25 protein-coding genes are annotated in these 21,846 nt (G+C 72.0%); 11 read left to right on the forward strand and 14 right to left on the reverse strand.

All coding sequences use genetic code 11. The features are described 5' to 3' along the window. Positions 1–27: 27 nt before the first annotated feature. Positions 28–942: a sulfate adenylyltransferase subunit CysD gene (gene cysD, locus N538_RS0106000; RefSeq protein WP_028636566.1), complete on the forward strand. Its 915-nt coding sequence runs from the start codon at positions 28–30 to the stop codon at positions 940–942. After that, the gene (gene cysN, locus N538_RS0106005) at positions 942–2,237 is read left to right on the forward strand and encodes a sulfate adenylyltransferase subunit CysN (RefSeq protein WP_081790308.1); all 1,296 of its coding nucleotides are present in this window, start codon (positions 942–944) and stop codon (positions 2,235–2,237) included. The genes cysD and cysN overlap by 1 nt, the downstream gene beginning before the upstream one ends. Positions 2,238–2,307: 70 nt before the next feature. Here the strand turns inward: cysN and N538_RS28890 are convergent, their stop codons facing one another. From N538_RS28890 to N538_RS0106030, 5 genes are all read right to left on the reverse strand, one after another. Beyond that, positions 2,308–2,994, reverse strand: coding sequence for a hypothetical protein (locus N538_RS28890; RefSeq protein WP_197025243.1), 687 nt, complete (start codon positions 2,992–2,994; stop codon positions 2,308–2,310). Positions 2,995–3,419: 425 nt separating this feature from the next. Next, entirely contained in the window at positions 3,420–3,716 is a 297-nt protein-coding gene (locus N538_RS0106015; protein WP_028636569.1) for a DUF1416 domain-containing protein, read from the reverse strand. A gap of 324 nt (positions 3,717–4,040) precedes the next feature. Next, the gene (locus N538_RS0106020) at positions 4,041–4,889 is read right to left on the reverse strand and encodes a sulfurtransferase (protein WP_028636570.1); all 849 of its coding nucleotides are present in this window, start codon (positions 4,887–4,889) and stop codon (positions 4,041–4,043) included. Positions 4,890–4,936: 47 nt separating this feature from the next. Then, positions 4,937–5,398 carry a DUF4395 domain-containing protein gene (locus N538_RS0106025; protein WP_051548840.1) on the reverse strand — a complete coding sequence of 154 codons (462 nt, stop codon included), beginning with the start codon at positions 5,396–5,398 and terminating at the stop codon, positions 4,937–4,939. 283 nt (positions 5,399–5,681) lie between these two features. Beyond that, complete coding sequence (locus N538_RS0106030) at positions 5,682–6,215, reverse strand: TlpA family protein disulfide reductase (protein ID WP_028636572.1); 534 nt, start codon at positions 6,213–6,215, stop codon at positions 5,682–5,684. Between the two features lie 59 nt (positions 6,216–6,274). On the opposite strand from N538_RS0106030, the gene N538_RS24025 reads away from it, so the two are divergent. Beyond that, positions 6,275–6,763 carry a VanZ family protein gene (locus N538_RS24025; protein ID WP_197025244.1) on the forward strand — a complete coding sequence of 163 codons (489 nt, stop codon included), beginning with the start codon at positions 6,275–6,277 and terminating at the stop codon, positions 6,761–6,763. Here the strand turns inward: N538_RS24025 and N538_RS0106040 are convergent. Beyond that, a complete protein-coding gene (locus N538_RS0106040) occupies positions 6,684–6,956 on the reverse strand; it encodes a MoaD/ThiS family protein (protein ID WP_028636573.1) in 273 nt (90 codons plus the stop codon). The two genes, N538_RS24025 and N538_RS0106040, sit on opposite strands and share 80 nt — an antisense overlap. Before the next feature lie 85 nt (positions 6,957–7,041). Between N538_RS0106040 and N538_RS24030 the strand changes: the two genes are divergently transcribed. Further along, positions 7,042–7,782, forward strand: a complete 741-nt coding sequence (locus N538_RS24030; protein WP_036569572.1) for a response regulator transcription factor — start codon at positions 7,042–7,044, stop codon at positions 7,780–7,782. Here the strand turns inward: N538_RS24030 and N538_RS0106050 are convergent. Then, on the reverse strand, positions 7,753–8,586 hold the full coding sequence (locus tag N538_RS0106050) for a 3-keto-5-aminohexanoate cleavage protein (protein ID WP_036569575.1): 834 nt from the start codon (positions 8,584–8,586) through the stop codon (positions 7,753–7,755). The two genes, N538_RS24030 and N538_RS0106050, sit on opposite strands and share 30 nt — an antisense overlap. Before the next feature lie 32 nt (positions 8,587–8,618). On the opposite strand from N538_RS0106050, the gene dtd reads away from it, so the two are divergent. Continuing rightward, entirely contained in the window at positions 8,619–9,059 is a 441-nt protein-coding gene (gene dtd, locus N538_RS0106055; RefSeq protein WP_028636575.1) for a D-aminoacyl-tRNA deacylase, read from the forward strand. On the opposite strand, the gene N538_RS29440 is transcribed toward dtd, so the two are convergent. Then, on the reverse strand, positions 9,048–9,176 hold the full coding sequence (locus N538_RS29440; protein WP_269320322.1) for a hypothetical protein: 129 nt from the start codon (positions 9,174–9,176) through the stop codon (positions 9,048–9,050). The genes dtd and N538_RS29440 overlap by 12 nt on opposite strands. A 120-nt stretch (positions 9,177–9,296) precedes the next feature. Between N538_RS29440 and mshD the strand changes: the two genes are divergently transcribed. Next, positions 9,297–10,097: a mycothiol synthase gene (gene mshD, locus N538_RS0106065; protein ID WP_028636576.1), complete on the forward strand. Its 801-nt coding sequence runs from the start codon at positions 9,297–9,299 to the stop codon at positions 10,095–10,097. A gap of 3 nt (positions 10,098–10,100) precedes the next feature. Here the strand turns inward: mshD and N538_RS0106070 are convergent, their stop codons facing one another. The 4 genes from N538_RS0106070 to N538_RS0106085 all read right to left on the reverse strand — a co-directional run bounded on the left by N538_RS0106070 (position 10,101) and on the right by N538_RS0106085 (position 12,427). Beyond that, positions 10,101–10,343 carry a hypothetical protein gene (locus tag N538_RS0106070; RefSeq protein ID WP_155991981.1) on the reverse strand — a complete coding sequence of 81 codons (243 nt, stop codon included), beginning with the start codon at positions 10,341–10,343 and terminating at the stop codon, positions 10,101–10,103. 186 nt (positions 10,344–10,529) lie between these two features. Beyond that, positions 10,530–11,480, reverse strand: coding sequence for a CAF17-like 4Fe-4S cluster assembly/insertion protein YgfZ (gene ygfZ / locus N538_RS0106075; protein ID WP_028636578.1), 951 nt, complete (start codon positions 11,478–11,480; stop codon positions 10,530–10,532). After that, positions 11,473–11,892 (reverse strand): Fur family transcriptional regulator, encoded by a 420-nt coding sequence (locus N538_RS0106080; protein ID WP_028636579.1) that lies wholly within the window; start codon positions 11,890–11,892, stop codon positions 11,473–11,475. The genes ygfZ and N538_RS0106080 overlap by 8 nt, the downstream gene beginning before the upstream one ends. Positions 11,893–11,932: 40 nt before the next feature. Then, entirely contained in the window at positions 11,933–12,427 is a 495-nt protein-coding gene (locus tag N538_RS0106085) for an FABP family protein (protein ID WP_028636580.1), read from the reverse strand. 188 nt (positions 12,428–12,615) lie between these two features. On the opposite strand from N538_RS0106085, the gene N538_RS0106095 reads away from it, so the two are divergent. Both N538_RS0106095 and N538_RS27240 read left to right on the forward strand, forming a co-directional pair. Beyond that, positions 12,616–12,972, forward strand: coding sequence for a DsrE family protein (locus tag N538_RS0106095; RefSeq protein WP_028636581.1), 357 nt, complete (start codon positions 12,616–12,618; stop codon positions 12,970–12,972). A 260-nt stretch (positions 12,973–13,232) separates the two neighbouring features. Further along, a complete protein-coding gene (locus N538_RS27240) occupies positions 13,233–15,701 on the forward strand; it encodes a hypothetical protein (RefSeq protein WP_051548842.1) in 2,469 nt (822 codons plus the stop codon). Here the strand turns inward: N538_RS27240 and N538_RS24040 are convergent. Continuing rightward, on the reverse strand, positions 15,698–16,717 hold the full coding sequence (locus N538_RS24040) for an alpha/beta hydrolase (protein ID WP_036569579.1): 1,020 nt from the start codon (positions 16,715–16,717) through the stop codon (positions 15,698–15,700). The two genes, N538_RS27240 and N538_RS24040, sit on opposite strands and share 4 nt — an antisense overlap. A gap of 43 nt (positions 16,718–16,760) precedes the next feature. Here N538_RS24040 and N538_RS0106115 point away from each other — a divergent pair, with 43 nt between their 5' ends. The 3 genes from N538_RS0106115 to N538_RS0106125 all read left to right on the forward strand — a co-directional run bounded on the left by N538_RS0106115 (position 16,761) and on the right by N538_RS0106125 (position 20,635). Beyond that, complete coding sequence (locus tag N538_RS0106115; RefSeq protein WP_028636583.1) at positions 16,761–18,908, forward strand: RNA degradosome polyphosphate kinase; 2,148 nt, start codon at positions 16,761–16,763, stop codon at positions 18,906–18,908. A 79-nt stretch (positions 18,909–18,987) separates the two neighbouring features. Next, positions 18,988–19,605, forward strand: a complete 618-nt coding sequence (locus tag N538_RS0106120; protein ID WP_028636584.1) for a DUF47 domain-containing protein — start codon at positions 18,988–18,990, stop codon at positions 19,603–19,605. A 4-nt stretch (positions 19,606–19,609) separates the two neighbouring features. Beyond that, on the forward strand, positions 19,610–20,635 hold the full coding sequence (locus N538_RS0106125) for an inorganic phosphate transporter (RefSeq protein ID WP_028636585.1): 1,026 nt from the start codon (positions 19,610–19,612) through the stop codon (positions 20,633–20,635). 89 nt (positions 20,636–20,724) lie between these two features. Here the strand turns inward: N538_RS0106125 and N538_RS24045 are convergent, their stop codons facing one another. Then, positions 20,725–21,765 (reverse strand): hypothetical protein, encoded by a 1,041-nt coding sequence (locus N538_RS24045; RefSeq protein WP_036569582.1) that lies wholly within the window; start codon positions 21,763–21,765, stop codon positions 20,725–20,727. Positions 21,766–21,846 lie beyond the last annotated feature (81 nt).

Genomic DNA, 21,846 nt, shown 5'->3' on the forward strand with positions numbered 1-21,846 from the left:
GTCCCGACGAGAGGTCCCCAGTCAGTCATGACCGAAACCCATGCCGACTACCGGCTGAGTCAGCTCGACCAGCTGGAGGCGGAGTCGATCCACATCTTCCGTGAGGTCGCCGCCGAGTTCGAGAGGCCCGTCCTCATGTTCTCGGGCGGCAAGGACTCCATCGTGATGATGCGGCTCGCCGAGAAGGCCTTCTACCCGGCCAAGATCCCGTTCCCCGTGCTCCAGGTCGACACCGGGTACGACTTCCCCGAGGTCCTCGCCTGCCGGGACAACTGGGTGAACCGGCTCGGTGCCCGGCTGATCGTGGCGAGCGTCGAGGAGGCCATCAGGGACGGCGTCGTGGTCGACGACGGCAAGACGAGCCGCAACCGCCTCCAGATCGGCACCCTCCTGAACGCCCTCGAGGAGGGTGGCTTCACCGCCGCCTTCGGCGGCGGGCGCCGCGACGAGGAGAAGGCCCGCGCCAAGGAGCGCGTCTACTCCCACCGTGACGAGTTCGGCCAGTGGGACCCGAAGATGCAGCGCCCCGAGCTGTGGAGCCTCTACAACGGCCGCATCCACGAGGGCGAGCACATGCGGATCTTCCCGATCTCCAACTGGACCGAGCTGGACATCTGGCACTACATCGGCCGCGAGGGCATCGAGATCCCGTCCATCTACTTCTCGCACCAGCGCCGCGTGTTCGAGCGCGACGGCATGCTGCTCTCCGAGTCCGAGCACAACCCGACCCGGGGCAACGAGACCGTCGAGGAGCGGACGGTGCGGTTCCGCACCGTCGGCGACCTGACGCTGACCGGCTGCGTCGAGTCCGAGGCCGACACCATCGACAAGATCATCGACGAGATCGCCGTCGCGCGCGTCACCGAGCGTGGCGCGACCCGTGGCGACGACCGGTTCTCCGAGGCAGCCATGGAGGACCGGAAGAAGGAAGGCTACTTCTGATGAGTGACCTCACGAAGGCCGAAGTGGCCGAGCAGACCCGGGAGATGGACCTCCTCCGGTTCGCGACCGCGGGCTCCGTGGACGACGGCAAGTCGACCCTGATCGGCCGGCTCCTGCTGGACTCGAAGTCGATCTTCGAGGACCAGCTCGAGGCCGTCGAGGCGACCAGCCAGTCCAAGGGCTACGACTACACCGACCTCGCGCTGCTGACCGACGGTCTCCGCTCGGAGCGCGAGCAGGGCATCACCATCGACGTGGCGTACCGCTACTTCGCGACGCCGACCCGCAAGTTCATCATCGCCGACACCCCGGGCCACGTGCAGTACACCCGGAACATGGTCACCGGCGCCTCCACCGCCGACCTCGGCCTGGTGCTCGTCGACGCCCGCCAGGGTCTGACCGAGCAGTCCCGCCGCCACGCCGTGCTGCTGTCGCTGCTGCGCGTCCCGCACCTCGTGCTGGCGATCAACAAGATGGACCTCGTGGACTTCTCCCAGGAGATCTACGAGAGGATCCACGCCGAGTTCACGCAGTTCGCGACCAAGCTCAACATCCCGGACCTCTCCGTCATCCCGATCTCAGCGCTGGCCGGCGACAACGTCGTCAACCGCTCCGAGAACATGGCGTGGTACTCAGGCCCCACGCTCATGCACCACCTCGAGCACGTCCACGTGGCGTCCGACCGCGACCTGCAGGACGTCCGGTTCCCAGTCCAGTACGTCGTGCGCCCGAAGTCCGACGAGCACCACGACTACCGCGGCTACGGCGGCATGGTGGCCGGCGGCGTCCTCAAGCCCGGCGACGAGGTCGTCGTGCTGCCCAGCGGCATGACCTCCAAGATCGCCGGCATCGACCTCTTCGACCAGGAGGTCACCGAGGCCTTCCCGCCGATGTCGGTCACCGTCCGCCTCGAGGACGACGTCGACGTCTCCCGCGGGGACATGATCGCGCGGGTCAACAACGCGCCGAAGCCCTCTCAGGACATCGACGCGATGATCTGCTGGATGACCAACGAGCCGCTGCGCCCGCGCCAGAAGCTCGCCATCAAGCACACCACGCGGACCGCCCGGGCGCTGGTGAAGGACATCCAGTACCGCCTGGACGTCAACACCCTGCACCGCGACCAGGAGACCAAGGAGCTCGGCCTCAACGAGATCGGCCGCGTCCAGCTACGCACCACGGTGCCGCTGCTGTGCGACCCGTACTCGAAGAACCGGACGACTGGCTCCTTCATCCTGATCGACGAGGCGACCGGCGTCACCGTCGGCGCGGGCATGATCAACAGCGGCAGCTGAGCTGGTAGGACAAACCAGAAGGGCCCTCGCAGATCGCGGGGGCCCTTCTCGTTGCTCTTACGTCAGTCTGTCAGTTCTCCAGGTCGACGGTCACAACGTCGATGCTCGTGTTCGGAACGCACAGCGCCCACACCTTCAGCGTGTCTGTGGGCTGGGCGTTGCTCAGCACGATCCAGCCGTCGAGGCGCGGCGTACCGTCGTCCTTCATCTTCGGCTCGCCGGTGCCCCAGTCCATGCGGCCCGGGAACGACGACGAGACGAGGAAGCTGTCCTGCGACTCGGTGCCCTCGGGGTTGGAGTTGGACACGCTGCCCTGCACGCCACCCGCGATCGCGGTGTAGGTCTGGGAGACAGCCGGGTCGTCCGCGCAAGCCACGGTCGCGGAACTGGTACCACCGTTCACGTAGTTCTCGACGCGGTAGACAGCGCCGGCGAGGCCGTTCGCTCCGGTGGCGCCCGTAGCGCCCTGAGGGCCGGTTGCGCCCGCCGGACCAGGAACAGTGGAAGCCGGGCCAGCGGGCCCGGCGGGGCCAGCGGGGCCCTGCGCACCAGCAGGTCCCTGCTCGCCGGCAGGTCCCTGCTCACCCTTGATGCCGTCCAGGACACCGTCCTTGATCTGGCTCTTCCCGACGCTGTTGGGCGACAGTTCGCGGGATCCGACGGCATTCGCCTCGAGCTTCGAGCCCGAGACGGAGGCGTCCTTGATGCGGGACCCGTCGATCATCTTCGCCGCGACCGCGCCGCTGGCGCCGCCCACCGCGAACAGTCCGGCGGCCGCAACGACCGCGATCCCTGACTTCAAACTGCGCTGCATGGATTTCCCCCAAGCTCATTCTTCGTTGGATGACGTGCGCACGCTAGGTGGGGCGTTCGAGCGGCGGGCACGATCCGCGAGATCGCCCGAAGCGGTTGACAATGTCAATGGTCGCTGGGCTCCATCACCGATTTCGGGGAAATTCTTCGCAAAGTGCTCAAGTCCACGGTCAGGGTTGCCGACGTAGCCAAGGAGAACCACGGTGCGCCTGCTCGCCGCGGACGTCCCGGTGCGCCCAAATCACCCCGATCCGGCGCCCTACTGGTCTAGATCTCCGGCAGGTCTGGCCTAGACCACTCTGGTCGCGCGAGCGTCCCCAGACGCGAAACCGCCCCGGACCGTGGCGGTCCAGGGCGGCTCCGGGCAGATCAGATCGCGACGACGACCTCGGCGACGGTGCCGACCGAAGCGTGCACCTTCTTGTCCACTGGCTCCGACTTGGGCGCGAGCGTGCGCAGCGTCCAGTCGCCGTCGCCGGCGAAGAACCGGAAGTGCCCGGTCGCCGAGGTCGGGACCTCGGCGGTGAACTCCCCCGTCCGGTCCAGCAGTCGCACGTAGGCGTTGCCGACCGGCTCACCGCCGCGGACCACCTGGCCTTGGACGATCGCCTCCTTCTTGACGTCGATGCCGTCGAGCGATAGGCCGCCCTCAGTTGCTCCGCACATGATTTCGTTCCTTTGTTGGGTTCGGAGTGGTCTCGATACGCTCGCTGGCGCTCGCTACTCGACCACCGAAGGGGGTTCATGAGGTCTCGCCGGTCGACCACCGAAGGGGGTTCATCAGGCCTCGCCGGTCGACCACCGAAGGGCGCTGATCGGGCCTCGCCGGTCGACCACCGAAGGGCGCTGATCGGGCCTCGCCGGTCGACCACCGTAGGGCCTTGATCGGGCTCCGGCGGTCGATCACCGTAGGACGCTGATCGAGCTCCGCCGGTCGACCACCGAAGGGCCTTGACCGGGACTCGCCGGTCGACCGCCGAAGGGCGGTGGTCAGGCCTCGCCGGGCTCGTCGCCGAGGGCGATCGGGACGCCGACCAGCGAGCCGTACTCGGTCCAGGAGCCGTCGTAGTTCTTGACCGACTGGTGGCCCAGGAGCTCCTTCAGCACGAACCAGGTGTGCGAGGACCGCTCCCCGATCCGGCAGAGCGCGATGGTCTCCAAGCTGTCGTCCAGGCCGGCAGCGCCGTAGATCTCGCGCAGCTCGTCGTCGGACTTGAAGGTGCCGTCGTCGTTGGCGGCCTTGCTCCACGGCACGTTGATGGAGGTCGGGACGTGGCCGGCGCGCTGCGCCTGCTCCTGCGGCAGGTGCGCCGGCGCCATGAGGCGGCCGGCGTACTCGTCGGGGCTCCGCACGTCGACGAGGTTCTTGACACCGATGGCGGCGACGGTCTCGTCGCGGAACGCGCGGATGCTCGCGTCCTGCTCCTGCGCCGTGTACGACGTGGTGTCCCGGCTGGGCACCTCGTCGGTGAGCTGGCGGGAGTCCAGCTCCCACTTCTTGCGGCCGCCGTCGAGCAGCTTGACGTCCTGGTGGCCGTAGAGCTTGAAGTACCAGTAGGCGTACGCGGCGAACCAGTTGTTGTTGCCGCCGTACAGCACCACGGTGTCGTCGTTCGCGACGCCGCGGCTCGAGAGCAGGGCCTCGAACTGCTGCTTGTTCACGAAGTCGCGGCGGACCTGGTCCTGCAGGTCGGTCGTCCAGTCGAGCTTGATGGCGCCCTTGATGTGGCCCTTGTCGTAGGCGGTGGTGTCCTCGTCGACCTCGATCAGCACCACCTTCGGGTCGTCGAGGTGGTCCTCCACCCACTGGGCGGTGACGAGGGAGTTCTCGCGGGTCATTGCATCTACCTTTCTTGTGCGCCGAGGAAGGGGCGCGGGGTCTGGGGTCAGTGCGCGGTCGCGCGCTTGAGGAGCAGGTACATCTCGCAGCCGAGGCAGAAGCGGAAGACGGCGTTGAGCAGTGCCGCCACCAGCGCGAGGCCGACGGCCACGTAGCCGACGACGTCCACACCGCCGAGGAAACCGAGCAGGCCGACGACCGCGAACCCGAGACCCACCGCCTGGGCGAACCGCGGCGGCGCCGGGTCCTCGAGCTCGGTCGGCGGTCCGAGGCGGGGACGCACGAGGGTGCGGAACAGCCAGGAGTACGGCGTGTGCTGCACGCCGCGGGCGGCGCCCACCGCGAAGACAGCGGTCTGGGCCGCCAACAGCACGAGCGCGGCAGCGGCCGGGGCCAGCAGCAGCGCCAGCACCAGGACGAGCGCGGTGATCGTGGCGGCGAACTGGGGACCGCGAGGGTCGATGCCGGCCGTGGTGCCGGTGGTGGCGGCGGTGCTGGTCGTGGACATGTCTCTCCTGCTGACGGGGGCGGTGCCGGGCGGTTGCAGGTCGCGGCACGCCCAGCGGCGGCTTCCGTCCTGAGTTTAGTCGACTAATCCAGTAGGGATAAGGGAGAAGAGCGCGCGACCGTGCGTCAGCGCATTCGACACAGCGACGAGCGCACGCGGCAGTGGTCGACCGCCCGGCGCCTGGTCAGCAGTGTCGTGGACATGGCTCCCACAGTAGGGAAGGACCTACGCCGCCACCCACTCGTCGTCTCGACACGCGAGACAGCCATCCACGATGCGGACATCAGGCCCACCCCAGGGCGGCGAGCACCTGCTCCTTGCGCGGCGCCCCGGTCGCCCGGGTGACCTCGCGACCGACACTGTCGAGCACCAGCGTCGTCGGGGTGCGCAGGATGCCGAGGGCGCGGACGAGGTCCAGATGGTGCTCGGCGTCGACCTCGACGTGCGCGACGCCCGGCACGGCCCCGGCGACGTCCGTCAGGGTGCGGCGGGTGGCCCGGCACGGCGCGCAGAACGCCGAGGAGAACTGGAGCAGCGTGGCCCGCTCCCCGAGCTCCGCTGCGGGGACCGCGGCGGTGAGGAGGGACCACGGGGTCTCGATACGCTCGCTGGCGCTCGCTACTCGACCACCGACATCAGCCGCTCGACCGCCGATGTCATCGACGCCCGATGCGCGATCACCGGCATCTGTGGTGCTCGCTGCTCGACCACCGACGCCGCGGGTGCCGCGGAAGCGGCCGTCGGTCAGCAGCCGGTAGCCGCCGAAGGCCAGCGCGGCCACGACGGCAACGAGGACGACCCAGGCTCCCGTGCTCACATGGGGGGCAACGCGGAGATCTGCGAACCCATTCCGACGCGACCTGCAAGGGTGTGCCGGTGGCAGCACCGACCGTGACCCGTCGACACCTCGCGCTTGCGCTCGCGCTGTACGGCGTGTTCCTGGCCCTGGTCCTGCTCGCACCGACCTCCGGCCCCCAGTCCACGAGCGCCGGCTGGGTCGCCGACCTCGTGATCGGCGCCGGCGTGCCGGAGCGGATCGCGACCGGGATGCGGGTCGAGTTCGTGCTCAACGCCGTCATCCTGATGCCGGTCTCCGCGCTCGGATCGCTGCTCTGGCCGCGGACGACCTGGCGCGACTGGACGGCGTACGCGTTCGTCATCGCCGGCGCCGTGGAGCTGTTCCAGGGCCTGTTCCTCCCGGCGCGGTCGGCCACCTTCATCGACGTGGTCGCGAACACCCTGGGCGGACTCGGCGGCGCTGCGGTCGTCGCGGCCTGGCGGGAGATCAGCCGCCGGCGAACGGCGGGAGGAACTCCACCGACGAGCCCGGGGCCACCAGGACCGCCCCCGGATCCTCGGCGTTGACCGGGCGGTCACCGACCAGGGTCGAGCAGATCTGCAGCACGTCAGGCAGTCGGGTGCCCGGGTGCAGCTCCACCGCACGGCGGACGACCTCCGCGAGGGTGATCGGGCCGTCCACCTCCAGGCTGTCTCCGGCGACCCCGGCCGCAGAGCGGGCGGAGGCCCAGTAGTGGACTTCGATCGGAGCGGCGGCCATGGTTCGGTATTCTTCCCGACCAGACACACCGGCCGAAGCCCAGCGTTGCGTTTCGGTCTCCCCGTCCGTCGGGAGGAGACCAGTCATGAGCACGCTCCTGCTCCTCACCAGCGCCCTGCAGCCTTCCGCCGAGGTGCTGCCCGGTCTCGCCCTGCTCGGCCACCAGGTCCGCATCCTGCCCGCCGAGGGCAGCGCGCTCCTCGAGGCGCCGGACGCCGACCTGCTGCTGGTCGACGGCCGCCAGGATCTCGCCCACGCCCGCGACCTGTGCCGGCTGATCCGCACGACCGGCACCGACGTCCCGGTGCTCCTGGTCTGCACCGAGGGCGGGCTGGCCGTCGTCCACCACGACTGGGGCATGGACGACGTCGTCCTGCACACGTGCGGGCCCGCCGAGCTCGAGGCGCGGATCAAGCTGGCGATCGGCCGGCTGGCCGCCCAGCGCGACGCCGACGACCCCGAGTCCCACGTCATCCGGTCCGGCGAGGTGCTGGTCGACGACGCGACGTACACCGCCAAGGTCGGCGGGCGGCCGCTCGATCTGACGTTCAAGGAGTTCGAGCTCCTCAAGTTCCTCGCCCAGCACCCGGGCCGGGTCTTCTCCCGCCAGCAGCTGCTCCAGGAGGTCTGGGGCTACGACTACTTCGGGGGCACGCGCACCGTCGACGTGCACGTACGCCGGCTGCGCGCGAAGCTCGGCCCGGAGAACGAGACGCTCATCGGCACCGTGCGCAACGTCGGCTACCGGTTCGTGCTGCCGACCAAGGAGCACGGCGGGACGGCCGCGAGGGACGGATCAGAGCCCGAGGAGAGCGCGCGCGTCTGAGGCCGGCATGGGCGTCCGCTGGGCGACCGCGGCGGCCGCGACCGCTCGCTCGACGAGCTGGGCGTTCCGCTCCACCGGGACGCCACGGGCGAGGGTCAGCACGTCCTCCATCCCGACGCGCAGGTGGCCACCCATCGACAGCGCGGCCAGCATCACCGGCAGCGTGCTGCGGCCGATGCCGGTCGCCGACCAGCTCGTGACCTCGGCCGGGAGCATGCCGACGGCGGCCACGAGCGCGGGCGCCGTGCCCGGCATCCCGCCCGGCACGCCCATCACGAAGTCGCAGTGCACGCGGCCGCCGTACGGCAGGCCGTAGGTGTCCAGCAGGCGGTGGACGGCGTGCACCTGGCCCAGGTCGAACAGCTCGAACTCCGGCACCACCTCGCGCTCCTGGCTGAGCTGGTAGAGCTCGCACACGAAGGGCCACGGGTTGGAGAAGACGTCGTCACCGAAGTTCGTGGTGCCCATCGTGAGGCTGCACGAGTCGGGCTGGGCGTCGAGGACCTTCAGGCGCTCCTCGAGCGGGTCGTGCACGGAGCCACCGGTCGAGAGCTGCACGACCAGGTCCGTCTGCTCGTGGAGTGCCTGGACGGTGTCGCGGAGCCGGGTCCGGTCGAGGGTGGGCCGGTGCTCGTCGTCGCGGATGTGGACGTGGATCATCGCGGCCCCGGCCGCCTCGCACTCCTGGGCGGTCCGGACCAGCTCCTCGAGCGTCGTGGGCAGCTGCGGGCAGTCCGCCTTCGCTGTCTCCGCCCCGGTCGGGGCGACGGTGATCAGGACCTGGCTGGGTGACGTCGTTGGCACGCAGGCATCGTGCCAGACGCCAGACTGGGCGGGTGCGAGCAGTGATCCAGCGGGTGCTCCGGGCCAGCGTGACCGTCGACGGGGCGGTCGTCGGGGCGATCGACGAGCCGGGGCTCCTGGTCTACCTCGGCGTCACCCACGACGACGGCCCCGGCGAGGTCGCCTGGACGGCGCGCAAGATCTGGGAGCTGCGGCTGCTCCGCGAGGAGAGGTCGGCGTCCGAGGTGGACGCCCCGGTGCTCGTCGTCAGCCAGTTCACGCTGTACGGCGACGCGCGGAAGGGCCGCCGGCCCACCTGGCAGGCCGCCGCCCCGGGCTCGGTCAGCGAACCGGCGTACGACGCAGTCTGCGCGGAGCTCGAGCGGCTCGGCGCCCGGGTCGAGCGCGGCGTCTTCGGCGCCGACATGCGGGTCGAGTCGGTCAACGACGGCCCGGTCACCCTGGTCCTCGACCGCGAGGCGTCAGCGCCGTAGCGCCAGCACCACGAGCACCAACGCGATCAGGCCGACCAGCACGATGCCGGCGGTCTCCAGGACCAGCCGGCGACGATGCGCAGCGATCGGATCCAGCTTGCGGCCGCGTCTGGCCACGGACCCTCACCTCCCCCGAAGATCTGAGCGACGCCAGAATCTCATCCTTGCGTCGCGATCGCGAGCAATTCGGCTCGTGGCCGTGTGAACACCACGTGACGCCGCCCGTAGGGTCGGACCGTGGACACCATCCAGCGGGTGGCGGCGGCGGCCGAGGCGCACGACGGCGCCGCGCCGCTCGACGAGGCGACCTGGCTGGCGCTCCGGCACCATCCCGACTCCGTCCGGTCGTGGGTGCGCGACGACGGCTTCGCGCTGCTGATCGGCCCGGACCTCAGCGTGGTCGTCGACCCGGCCGCTCGCGGTCGTGGCCTCGGACGGTCGCTGGTCGACGAGGCCCTCCCGACAACCGGTGAGGTGCGGGCCTGGTCGCACGGCGACCACCCGGCCGCCGCCGCGCTCGCGCGGTCACTCGGGTTCGAGCGCGTGCGTGAGCTCTGGGTGATGCGGCGCGACATGACCGTCCCGCTGCCGGCGTACGACTCCGAGCGGATCCGGAGCTACCGACCCGACGATGCCGGCGAGCTGGTCCGGGTGAACGCCGCGGCGTTCGCCCACCACCCCGAGCAGGGCTCGATGGACGCCGAGAACCTCGCCGAGCGGATGGGCGAGCCCTGGTTCGACCCGGCCGGCCTGCTCGTGGCGACGGACGGCGACCGGATGCTGGGCTTCCACTGGACCAAGCAGCACTCGGCCGAGCTGGGCGAGGTGTACGTCGTCGGCATCGACCCCGCGGCTCAGGGTCGCGGGCTCGGCAAGACGCTCACCCTGGGCGGCCTGCACCACCTGGCATCCCGGGGCGTCGCCGAGGTGCTGCTGTACGTCGAGTCGGACAACGCTCCTGCGGTCGCGCTCTACTCGGGCCTCGGGTTCGGCCACGCCCAGCCGGACACGCACGTGATGTACTCCCGACCTCGTTGAGGCTCACGGATGCGCGACCACGGACCGGTACACGATGAGCTCCACCCGGAGGCGATGCGGCAACGGGAGGCCACGAGCCGCGACCGCGGCGGCGTACGCCTCCAGCGCGGTCACCAGCCGCTGCTCTGCCGCCTTCAGGGCTGCTCGACTGTGGGGCACCTCACGCATCGTGTGGCACGTCTTCCTCGCATCGTCGATGTCGAGCATCAGCAGCCGGAGGTCGACCGGTCGTTGCACTGTCGTCACAGGTACTAGTCAGCATCGCCCAGGAGGGCATGGCCCGCTGCTGGAGCCAGGGTCCCCGATTCACGGTAGGCCGCAGGGCTCATCGGCCCGCGGGCGACCGGTCGAGGGTTCTGCTCTCGGCCTCTAGCTGCTCGCGCCGGGACGTCGTCAGTGCTGGCCGGTGATCGTCTCCGTGATGATCCGAGATCAGCGCAGCGGACGGACGTGCAACCCCACCTCGGGGTCGACGAGGACCTCCTGGGCCGCGGGCATGCCCTCGACCGTCAGCTGTGCGTCGAGCGGGACGTTGCGCTTGACCATCGCCAGCGCGATCGGGCCGAGCTCGTGGTGCCGGGCCGAGGTGCCGACGAAGCCGACGACCTTGTCGCCCAGGAGCAGGTCGGCGCCGATGGTGGGCAAGCGGTTCTCCGACCCGTCGAGGTGCAGGAGGGTCAGCCGCCGGGGCGGCCGGCCGAGGGTGTGCACGCGGGCGACCGTCTCCTGGCCGCGGTAGCAGCCCTTGTCGAGGTGGACGGCGGGGCCGACCCAGCCGGCCTCGTTCGGGATCGTGCGGTGGTCCGTGTCGAGGCCCAGCCGCGGCTCGCCGCGCGCGATGCGCAGGGCCTCGAACGCCCACAGGCCGCAGGCCGGGCCGGCCGCCTCGGCGTACGCGGTGAGCTGGTCGCGCGGGACCAGCTCGTAGCCGGCGTACGGCCCCTCGCCGGCGGCGGACGGGCGCCATGTCACGGCGAGTGCATCGGTCACGTCGGCGACCTCGACCCGCATCATGAACCGCATCCGGTCCAGGAACTCCACGAGCGCCGCGGCAGCGCCGGGCTCGGTGTGGGCGGTGAAGGACTCGCCGTCGTCGTACCCGAAGAAGGCGTGCTCGACGTGGCCCTGGGGGCTGAGGATCAGGACGCCGGTCCACACCTTCGGCGGCAGCGTCTCGAGGTGCTGGGTGGTCAGGGAGTGCAGCCAGGTCAGCCGGTCCGGGCCGCTGACCCGGAGGACGTCGCGGTGCGAGAGGTCGACGAAGCCGTCGCCGCCCTCGAGGGTGCGCTGCTCGCCGTTGAACGACCCGTAATGGGCCGCGACGTCGCGGTCGCTCCCGTCCGCGGCGACGGCGCCGGGCAGGTCCAGCAGGGGGCTACGCATCCTTCTCACACTCCACACAGTTGCCGAACACGGCCAGGTGGCCGATGTCGAGCACGAACCCGTGCTCGCCGCGGAGCCGCTCCGCGAGCGGCGCCACCTCGTCAGGGTCAACCGAGATGACCTTGTGGCAATTCCGGCAGACCAGGTGGAAGTGCTCGTGGTCGGTGACCGAGTGGTACGTCGGGGCGCGGTCGGACAGGTGGGTGTGCCGGACCAGTCCGAGCTCCTCGAGCACCTCGAGCGTGCGGTAGACGGTCGAGACGTTGACCGCGCTGGACTGCGACTGGACCTCGGCGAGGATCTCGTCGGGAGTGGCGTGGCCGAGCTTCTCGACGGCCTGGAGGACGAACTGCCGCTGCGGCGTCAGCCGGTAGCCGAGGCTGTGCAGACGGGCCGCGAGGTCCTCGCTCATGCCTGCCTCATGACCCGATCACGACTCGTTCACCGCGACCTCACTGGCGCACCAGCCGCGCCCACAGGTGCGGCTGGAGCCCCTGGCCCATCGCGGCCATGTCGAAGGCGTACAGGAGGTCACCCTCGACGTTCCCGTACAGCCTCTTGCCGCCCGTGTACTCCTTGGCCGTCTCGGTGCGGACCACCGCGTCGGTGGTCAGGTCGAGCTTGCCGTCCCCGGCCTCGCCGTACCAGATCTCGGCGAAGCCGGTGTTGTGCGTGAGCAGCAGCTCGACGTGGCCACCCGGCTTGCACCGGAGGAAGCCCGCCTCCTGAGCAGCCTCCCGGACCTTCTCGCCGTGCTCGTCGACGATCCACGACCGGGAGAAGTAGTGGAAGAACGGCCGGCCGTCGTGGGTGAAGACGAGCTCCTGGCCGTACTCGAACTTCTCGATCGTCGGGTAGTCGCCGTGCCCGCGCCCGCCCCAGCGCCCCAGCAGCCAGGCGACCGGGCCGCAGTCGGGATGGAGGTTCTCGGGGAGCTCGAACGGCATGCCTTCACTCTAGAGGCGGCGCGCCTCCCGCATGACCGAGGTGGAGCGGGGGAACACTTGGCCAGGAGGTGAGTGCCATGGCAGGTCCCCACGATCCCGAGATCGCCGAGTGGATGGGCATGGACACCGACCGGGAGGCCGAGATCCTCTCCCTGCCGGGTACGCCGGCCGCCGCGTAGCCTGATCGCGTGCGCCCACTCGTTGTCAAGGTGACCTGCGGCTCCGACGACCCGGAGCGCTGCAACCAGGGGCTGACCGTCGCCGCGACCGCGCTGACCGCGGGCGCCGAGGTGAGCCTGTGGCTGACCGGGGAGGGCGCGTGGCTCGGCGTGGCCGGCCGCGAGTCGTTCGAGCTGCCGCACGCCGCGGCGCCGGCCGGGCTGGTCGGGGCGGTGCTCGCCGGGGGGCGGGTGACCGTCTGCACCCAGTGCGCGGCCCGTCGCGGGATCACCGAGGAGGACGTGCTGCCCGGCGTACGCATCGCAGGCGCCGCGGCGTTCGCCGAGGAAGTGCTAGCGCCGGACGTGCAGGCGCTCGTCTACTAGCTCCACGCGAGCACGCGGGACCCACACCCGCGAGCGCAGCGGCGGCAGCGCCGGCGGGTTGCACCGCCGGCAACGACGGACGGCGGTGAGCAGCGCGGCGTGCTCGGGCGTGCGGGTCCGACCGCCCACGACCAGCCGGACCATCCGGAGGTTGTGCTTGACGCAGGTCATGCAGGTGCAACGCGGCACCGCCGCTGCCGTCACGGTCGGCTTCGGGATCGACTGCACACCCGCCCCACCAACCCCTAGGCTCTCGGCTGATGGACGACAACGACGCCAGCACCACGCGGTGGTGGCAGCGCAAGCAGGAGGCCCCGGCGGCGCCCGAGGCCTCGGCCCCGAGCGCGCCCCCGCCGGCCGTGCGCACCCCGGCCGACCTCCAGGCGGCGATCGAGCGCGCGGCCGAGCTGCGCCGGCGCGCCGAGCAGGCCGCCGCCGAGCAGGCCGCCGAGCGGCTGGTCGCCGAGGAGGCCGCCACGGCCGCCCACCGGGCGCGCGTCGAGGCCGACGAGCAGGCCGCCGAGCACGCCGCGAAGGCGCAGGAGGCGTACGACGCCCGCCGCGCCGCCGAGGAGCAGGGCGCCGCGCACGCGGCCGAGCGGGAGCGGCTCGAGGCGGCCGCCACCGCCGCCGTCCAGGCGCGCGCCGAGGCCGAGGAGGCGGGCCGCAAGCTCGTCGAGACGGCCAAGGTCGCCACCGCCCTCAGGCTCGCCGCCGAGCAGGCGGCCGCGCAGCAGGCCGCCGAGCGGGCCGAGGCCGAGGAGAGCGCGCGGCTCGCCGCGGAACGCGCCGCCGCAGCGGAGACCGCGCGGGCGTCCGCCGAGGAGGCCGCTCGCGCACAGGCCGAGCGCGCCACCGCCGACACCCGGGCGCGCGCGGAGGCGGACCGAGCGGCCCGCGAGGCCGCGGAGACCGCCCGCCAGGCACATGCCGACCGCGAGGCCGCCGAGGCGCGGGTGCAGGAGCTCGCCGAGCAGGTCGCGCAGGCCGCCGAGGAGCGCGCCGCCGCCGAGCGCGCCGCGGCCGCGCGGGTCGAGGAGCAGGAGGCGGCGTACGCCGAGCGGCTGGCCGCGCTCGGCCACCGCCTCGACGAGGTCGAGCAGGCAGCGAGCGAGCGCGCCGAGGCACAGCAGGCGGCGCACGCCGAGCGGCTCGCGGCGCTGGCCGCCGAGCACGACGAGGCGCTGGCCACGGGAGCGGCAGCCCGACAGGCCGCCGACGAGCGGGCGGCCCAGCAGGCCGAGGCCCGGGCCGCCGCCGAGGCCGCGGCCGCGGAACAGGCGACCGGCCGTGCCGCCTCCGACGAGGCGGCCGCCGAGCAGGCCCGCCGCGCCCAGGAGGCCCACGCGGCCCGGGCGGACGCCGAGGACGCGGCCCGCACCCACGCGGAGCTGGCCGCCGCGGCTGCCGCGGCCCGGGAGACGGCCGACGCCGGAGCCCGCGAGGCAGCAGAGACCGCACGCCAGGCACACGCCGACCGTGAGGCCGCCGAGGCCCGGGCCGCGGAGCTCGCCGAGCAGGTGGCCGCAGCCCGCCGCGAGCACGAGGACTTCGTGCTGGTCTCGCGGGAGGCCCGGGCCGCGGCGGAGCAGGCGGCCGCCGAGCAGGCCGCCGCGCGGGAGGCCGCCGAGGCGAAGGCCACCGAGCAGGCCGAGGCGCGCGCCGCCGCGGACACGGCCGCCGCCGAGCACGCCCGGCTCGCCGACGAGGCGCACAGCTCGCGGCTCGAGGCCGAGCAGGCCGCGCATTCGCAGGCCGCGACCGCCGAGCAGGCGCAGGCCGCGCGCACGGCGGCCGAGGAGGTCGCCCGCGACCAGGCGGCCGCCACCGCCCGGGCCGCCGCGGCCGAGGAGGCCGCGCACCGCACCGCCTCCGAGCTCGCCGAGGCGCTGCGCACCGCCCACGAGGCGCGGATCGCCGCCGACGAGAACGCCCGCACGCACGCCGACCGCGCACGCGAGGCGCACGAGGCGCGGACCACCGCGGAGACCGCGGCCGCCGAGGCCGCCTCCGCCCGGGAGGCGGCCGAGGCCACCGCCCGGTCCCACGTCGAGGCGGCCACCGAGGCCGTCGCGGCACGCGAGGCCGCCGAGCGAGCCGCGCAGGAGGCCGCCGCCCGCGCCGAGGAGGCGCAGTCCGCGCGCGAACAGGCCGAGATGCGGGCCCGTGAGCAGGCCGAGGCCGCCGCCCAGGCGGCCACCGACCAGACCTCCGCGCACCAGCGCGCCGAGCACCAGGCCGAGCAGGCCCGGATCGCCCACGACGCCCGGGCCGAGGCCGACGTGGCCGCCGAGGCGCACGCCGCCGCCCGCGAGGCCGCCGAGCGGGCCGCCGCACAGGCACTCGAGCAGCGCCGCGCGGCCGAGGAGGACGCGAGGGCGCACGCCGAGCTCGCCGCCACGGCCGCCACGGACCGTCAGTCCGCCGAGGCGCAGCTCCGCGACGCCCTCGCCCGCCTCGACGAGGCGGTGCAGGCGCGTGAGGCCGCCGAGCGCCAGGCCGCCGAGCAGGCGCGGCTCCGGGGCGAGGCCGAGGAGGCCGCGGCGCAGCGGGCCGCGGACCGCAGCGCGGTCGAGGCCGCCGTACGCCGCCAGGCCGAGATCGCCGAGGCCGCGATGGAGGAGCGCGTCGCCGCGGAGGAGAAGGCGCGCGACCTCGCGGTCGAGCTGGAGAAGGCCCGCGCGGAGCTGCAGGAGCTGCAGGCGAAGAAGGGCTTCTTCCGCCGTTAGGTGAGCGCGGCCTTGAGCTTGGCGGCGATCGCGGCGTTCGCGGCCCGGCTGGTCCGGCCGACGCCGACCACGTTGAAGAAGCCGTGGATCTGGTCCGCGAACCGGCGCAGCTCCACGTGCACGCCCGCCTCCGCGAGCTTGCGCGCGTATGCCTCGCCCTCGTCGCGGAGCGGGTCGTAGCCGGCGGTCACGACGTACGCCGGGGCGAGGCCGGCCGGCAGGTCCGCGTAGCGCGGCGAGACGCGGGGGTCGGTCGGGTCGGTCCCGACGATGTAGCTGGCGTTCGCCAGGTCCATGAAGGCCCTGGTCAGGTAGAAGCCCTCCGCGAACGACGCCGCGCTGTCGGTCTGCCGGACCGCGTCGGTGGCCGGGTAGACCAGCAGCTGGAAGGCCAGCGGCAGGCCGCGCCGGGCCGCCTCGATCGCCACCACCGCGGCCAGGTTGCCTCCCGCGGAGTCCCCGCCGACCGCGAGGCGCCCGGGGTCCGCGCCGACCTCGGCGGCGTGGCCGACCAGCCAGCGGTGCGCGGCCAGCGCGTCGTCGTACGCCGCCGGGAAGGGGTGCTCCGGCGCGAGCCGGTAGTCGACCGCGAGCACCCGCACCCCCGAGCGGTCGGCGAGGAACCGGCACGCGGCGTCGTGGGAGTCGAGGTCGCCGTACATGAAGCCGCCGCCGTGGAAGAACAGCAGCAGCGGGCCCGACCCCCGCGAGGTGGCCGGCGTGTAGAGGCGGGCGGGCAGGTCGCCGACGACCAGGTCGCGCACGGCGACGGCCGCCGGGCGACCGCCGGTCATCCGGGTGTGCCGCAGGATCGCCTCGCGGCCCTGCGGGATCGGCAGCGTCTCCGCGCCGACCTCGCGGGTGACCCGCTGGAGGCGCAGCATCAGCTGGACGTCGGCCGCCAGGACCTGGCCGTCGTGCACGACCCGGCGGCCGGCCAGGATCCGCTGGGCGCGCTCCGGGAGGCCGAGGGCCGCACGCAGTCCGAGGGTCTCGAGACGTTCCCGGGTGGTCACGGTCGCAACCTACCGTTCACCCGGCGGTGCCAGACTGGGAGGCATGTCCCTCGAGAGCCTGCCGTCGACGTCCGTCCACGGCGAGGGCGTGCCCGAGGAGACGTTCGACGTCGAGCCGCCGTACGTGCCGGACCACGAAGCGCTGAAGGCGGTCGAGAAGTTCGAGGACCGGTTCCTGGACCGGGAGCTGTCCTGGCTGCGCTTCAACCAGCGGGTGCTCGAGCTGGCCGAGGACCCGCACCTGCCGCTGCTGGAGCGGACCCGGTTCCTGGCGATCTTCACCAGCAACCTCGACGAGTTCTTCATGGTGCGCGTGGCCGGCCTCAAGCGCCGGATCGCGGCCGGGGTCGCCGTACCCGCTGCGTCCGGCCTGATGCCGACCGAGGTGCTGGAGCTGATCTGGTCCACCACGCGCGAGCTGTCCGAGCGGCAGGCGCGGGTGTTCCGCGACGACATCGTGCCCGCGCTGTCGGAGGCGGGCATCGAGCTGGTGCGCTGGGACGACCTGGACCGCGAGGAGCAGAAGCAGTCCAAGCGGCTGTTCCGCGACCGGGTCTTCCCCGTGCTGACGCCGCTGGCCGTCGACCCCGCGCACCCGTTCCCCTACATCTCCGGGCTGTCGCTCAACCTCGCGGTGCTGCTGCGGAACCCGCGCACCGGCAAGGACCACTTCGCGCGGGTCAAGGTGCCGCCGATCTTCGAGCGGTTCGTGCCGGTCGGCAACCAGCGGTTCGTGCCGCTGGAGGACGTGATCGGCGAGCACCTGAAGCGGCTGTTCCCGGGCATGGAGGTGCTCGAGGTGCACACCTTCCGCGTCACCCGCAACGAGGACCTCGAGGTCGAGGAGGACGACGCCGAGAACCTCCTCGCCGCGCTCGAGAAGGAGCTGCTGCGGCGCCGGTTCGGCCCGCCGGTGCGGCTCGAGGTCGAGGAGTCGATCGCGCCGCAGGTGCTGGAGCTGCTCATCTCCGAGCTCGGCGTCTCGGAGGAGGAGGTGTTCAAGCTCCGCGGGCCGCTGGACCTGCGCGGGCTGCACAACATCGCCGACCTGCCGCGGCAGGACCTGAAGTACCCGGCGTACCTGCCGACGACCCACGAGCGGCTGGCCGAGGTCGAGTCCGCCGCTCCCGTCGACGTGTTCAAGGCCGCCCGGCGCCATGACGTGCTCCTGCACCACCCGTACGACTCCTTCGCCACCAGCGTGCAGCGGTTCCTCGAGCAGGCCGCGGCCGACCCGCACGTGCTCGCGATCAAGCAGACGCTGTACCGCACCTCGGGTGACTCCCCGATCATCGACGCCCTGATCGACGCGGCCGAGGCCGGCAAGCAGGTGCTGGTGATCGTGGAGATCAAGGCGCGGTTCGACGAGCAGGCGAACATCCGCTGGGCGCGCAAGCTCGAGCAGGCCGGCTGCCACGTGGTGTACGGCCTGGTCGGCCTGAAGACCCACTGCAAGCTCTCGATGGTGGTGCGCGACGAGCCGGACGGCATCCGCCGCTACACCCACATCGGCACCGGCAACTACAACCCGAAGACCTCGCGGCTCTATGAGGACCTCGGGCTGATCACCGTCAACCAGCGGATCGGCGAGGACGTCGCCCACCTGTTCAACAACCTGTCCGGGTGGTCGCGGAACGCGACGTACGACGAGCTCCTGGTCGCGCCGGACTCGATCCGCGACGGGCTCGTCGAGCGGATCCACCGGGAGATCGCCCACCACCAGAACGGCCAGCCCGCGCGGATCCGCCTGAAGGCGAACTCCGTGGTCGACGAGGCGATCATCGACGCGCTGTACCTCGCGTCGCAGGCCGGCGTACCGGTGGAGCTGCTGGTGCGCGGCATCTGTGCGCTGCGCCCCGGCGTACCCGGGCTGTCGGAGACGATCGCGGTGCGCTCGGTGCTGGGCCGGTTCCTCGAGCACAGCCGGATCTTCTGGTTCGACAACGGCGGCGAGCCCGAGGCCTGGATCGGGTCGGCGGACATGATGCACCGCAACCTGGACCGGCGCGTGGAGGTCCTGGTGCGGCTGCCGGGCGAGGACGAGATCGCGGCGGTCGGCGGCCTGCTCGACCTGGCCTTCGACCCGGGCACGAACGCCTGGGAGCTCGACAGCGAGGGCGGCTGGACCCGGAACGCCGGCCAGGTGCACCTGCACGAGCGGCTGATCGAGCGGCAGCGCCGTCGCCGTTAGCCGCGCCCTCACTTGCACGATCCCGCACGCCACCCCCTAGTCTGTTGCGCGTTCTCTTCCTCCTCCTCAGGAGTTATCCGTGGGTTTGCGAATCCGGCCCGTCGACACGTCCTTCTACGACCTCTTCACCAGGGCTGCCCAGCACCTCGTGCTGGGTGCCGCCCTGTTGGCGGAGATGCTCAGCGAGACGGCCGACCACCAGGACGTGGCACGCCGCATGCGCGAGGCCGAGCACATCGCCGACGAGACGACCCACGAGCTGATCCGCAAGGTCAACACGACGTTCGTGACGCCGTTCGACCGCGAGGACATCTACGCGCTGGGCTCCGGTCTCGACGACGTGATGGACATGATGGACGAGGTCGTCGACCTGATCCTGCTGTACGAGGTCAAGGTGCTGCCCCCGGAGCTGTCGACCCAGGTCGAGGTGCTCCAGCGGTGTGCCGAGCTGACCGCGGCCGCGATGCCGAACCTGCAGGCCATGCAGTCGCTCGAGGAGTACTGGATCGAGATCAACCGGCTCGAGAACGCCGGCGACAAGAACCACCGGCGTACCCTCGCCAAGCTCTTCAGCGGTGAGTTCAAGACCATCGAGGTGCTCAAGCTGAAGGACATCGTCGAGTCTCTCGAGGAGGCGATCGACGCGTTCGAGAAGGTCGCCAACATCGTGGAGCAGATCGCGGTCAAGGAGTCCTGACCGCATGGACCTCGCGATCGTCATCGCGGTAGTCGTCGTCGCCCTCTGCTTCGACTACACGAACGGTTTCCACGACGCGGCGAACGCCATCGCCACCTCCGTCTCCACCCGGGCGCTGACGCCGCGGATCGCGCTGACGCTCGCCGCGGTGATGAACTTCGTCGGCGCGCTGCTCGGCCAGAAGGTGGCCCACACCGTCGCCGAGGTCATCTCCACACCCCCGGGCGACCACGGGCTCGTCGTCGTACTGGCCGGGCTGCTGGGCGCGATCTCGTGGAACCTGATCACCTGGTACTTCGGCCTGCCGTCGTCCTCCTCGCACGCGCTCATCGGCGGTCTGGTCGGCGCGGCGCTGGCCGCGGGCGCGGCCTCGGGGGCGAGCGTGAACTGGCCGACGATCATCGACAAGGTGCTGATCCCGATGGTGCTCTCCCCGATCTTCGGCTTCGCCGCGGCGTTCCTCGTGATGCTCGCCATCATGTGGATCTTCCGGCGCCGGAACCAGCACCGGGTCCACCGCGGGTTCCGCGCCTCCCAGACCGTCTCCGCGGCGGCGCTCGCGCTCGGGCACGGCCTGCAGGACGCGCAGAAGACGATGGGCGTCATCTTCCTGGCGCTGACCACCGCGGGCTACTACGTCGACTCGGCGGGCAACCCGCAGGAGAACCTCCCGCTCTGGGTCATCGTCGCGGCCGCCAGCGCGATCTCGCTCGGCACCTACTCCGGTGGCTGGCGGATCATGCGCACCCTCGGCCGCCGGATCATCCACCTCGACCCCGCCCGTGGCTTCGCGGCGGAGTCGGTAGGCGCGAGCGTGCTGTACACCACGGCGTTCGTCTTCCACGCCCCGATCTCCACCACCCACACCATCACCTCCGCGATCATGGGCGCCGGCGCCACCAAGCGCTTCTCCGCCGTCCGCTGGGGTGTCGCCCGCTCGATCGTCGCCGCCTGGGTCCTCACCTTCCCGATGGCCGGCCTCGTCGCCGCCGCCTGCTACGAGGTGCTGCACGCCGCGATCGGTCAGTAGGTCTCTGGTCGTCCGGGCGGGTAGTCCCTGCCCGAAATGCTCTCCACGGGGTCCAATCACGACATTTTCGTCAGGGACTACCCCCGAGGTCAGGCGATCCGGTGCGCGAGCAGGCGGGCCCGCAGGGCCGAGCTGAGCGCCCGGCGACCCGCGACCGTCGTGGTCTCGATCCATCCCTCAGGTCGCTCGACGGTCCAGCGACGGTGGTGCGGAGGCCGGTCCGCGGCTCGGTCGTACGCAGCCTTCAGCCGGCGGATGAACGCCGTCGGGTCCGCGACGTCACCCGCCACCATGATGGCTCCCTCCAGCCCGTGCGATCGGAAGGCCTCGTCGCGGTCGACGTCCTTCTCCCGGCGGGAGCGGGTGAGGTGGAGCGCACCGTCGTACTGTCCGAAGACGCCCGACCGAGGATCGAGCAGGTCGGGCGTCCCGATGTGGTTGCCCTCGAGATCGAACACGGGCACGTTGTAGAGAGGCGGCGGGAGCTCGGCGTCCAGCACCCACACGTGCCCCATGCCGACCTCGCGCGGCGACCAGGCGTTCTCCGTCGCCAGCGGGATCGCCTCTCGTGCCTTCGGCATCCCCGTCCACCCGCGAAGGTTCGCGCCGTACGCCAGGACCTCGTCGATCGACACCGCATCGTGGAAGCACGCCATCGACAGCGCGATCGCCGCATCGCGCGCGTCCCGGGCGTAGCGCATCTCGAACCACGTCGACCGCACCGCGGTCGTCACCCGGACCCCGTCGACCATGACCAGGTCCCTCGGCGCGAGTCGCTCCTCGCTGGTCGCGAAGAACCGTTGCTGCCGGGACCAGCGATTGCCGCCGATGGCCAGCGTCACCGGTCGCGTCCGGCCGCCTCCCCAAGGCGTGCCGTCGAACCAGGTCGAGCCCATCCATCCCAGTGCGGCCCAGCCGGTCACCCCGCCCCACTCCTGCGGCAACGCGGCCGCCGCCTCCACCACCCGCTGGTCGACCGTCGACCCGTCCACGGAGGAGGGCACGCGGAAGCCGTGGCTCGACGCCCGCCACCGCGGGCCGCGTGCCGCGCCGGGTCGCGGCCCACGCAGTCCCTGGGGGTCGACGGGCAGCGGGACCACCACCCGCCGCGTCACCCCCGAGAGATCCATGCCGGGACTCTTCCCGGTTTCCTGTGGGGCCTGGATCGTCCTCCACAGGCCGCCCCGGATTCGGGCTAGTCCCTGGCGAAA

Origin of the sequence: Nocardioides sp. URHA0032 (genome assembly GCF_000620645.1) — a bacterium.
GTDB lineage: Bacteria > Actinomycetota > Actinomycetes > Propionibacteriales > Nocardioidaceae > Nocardioides.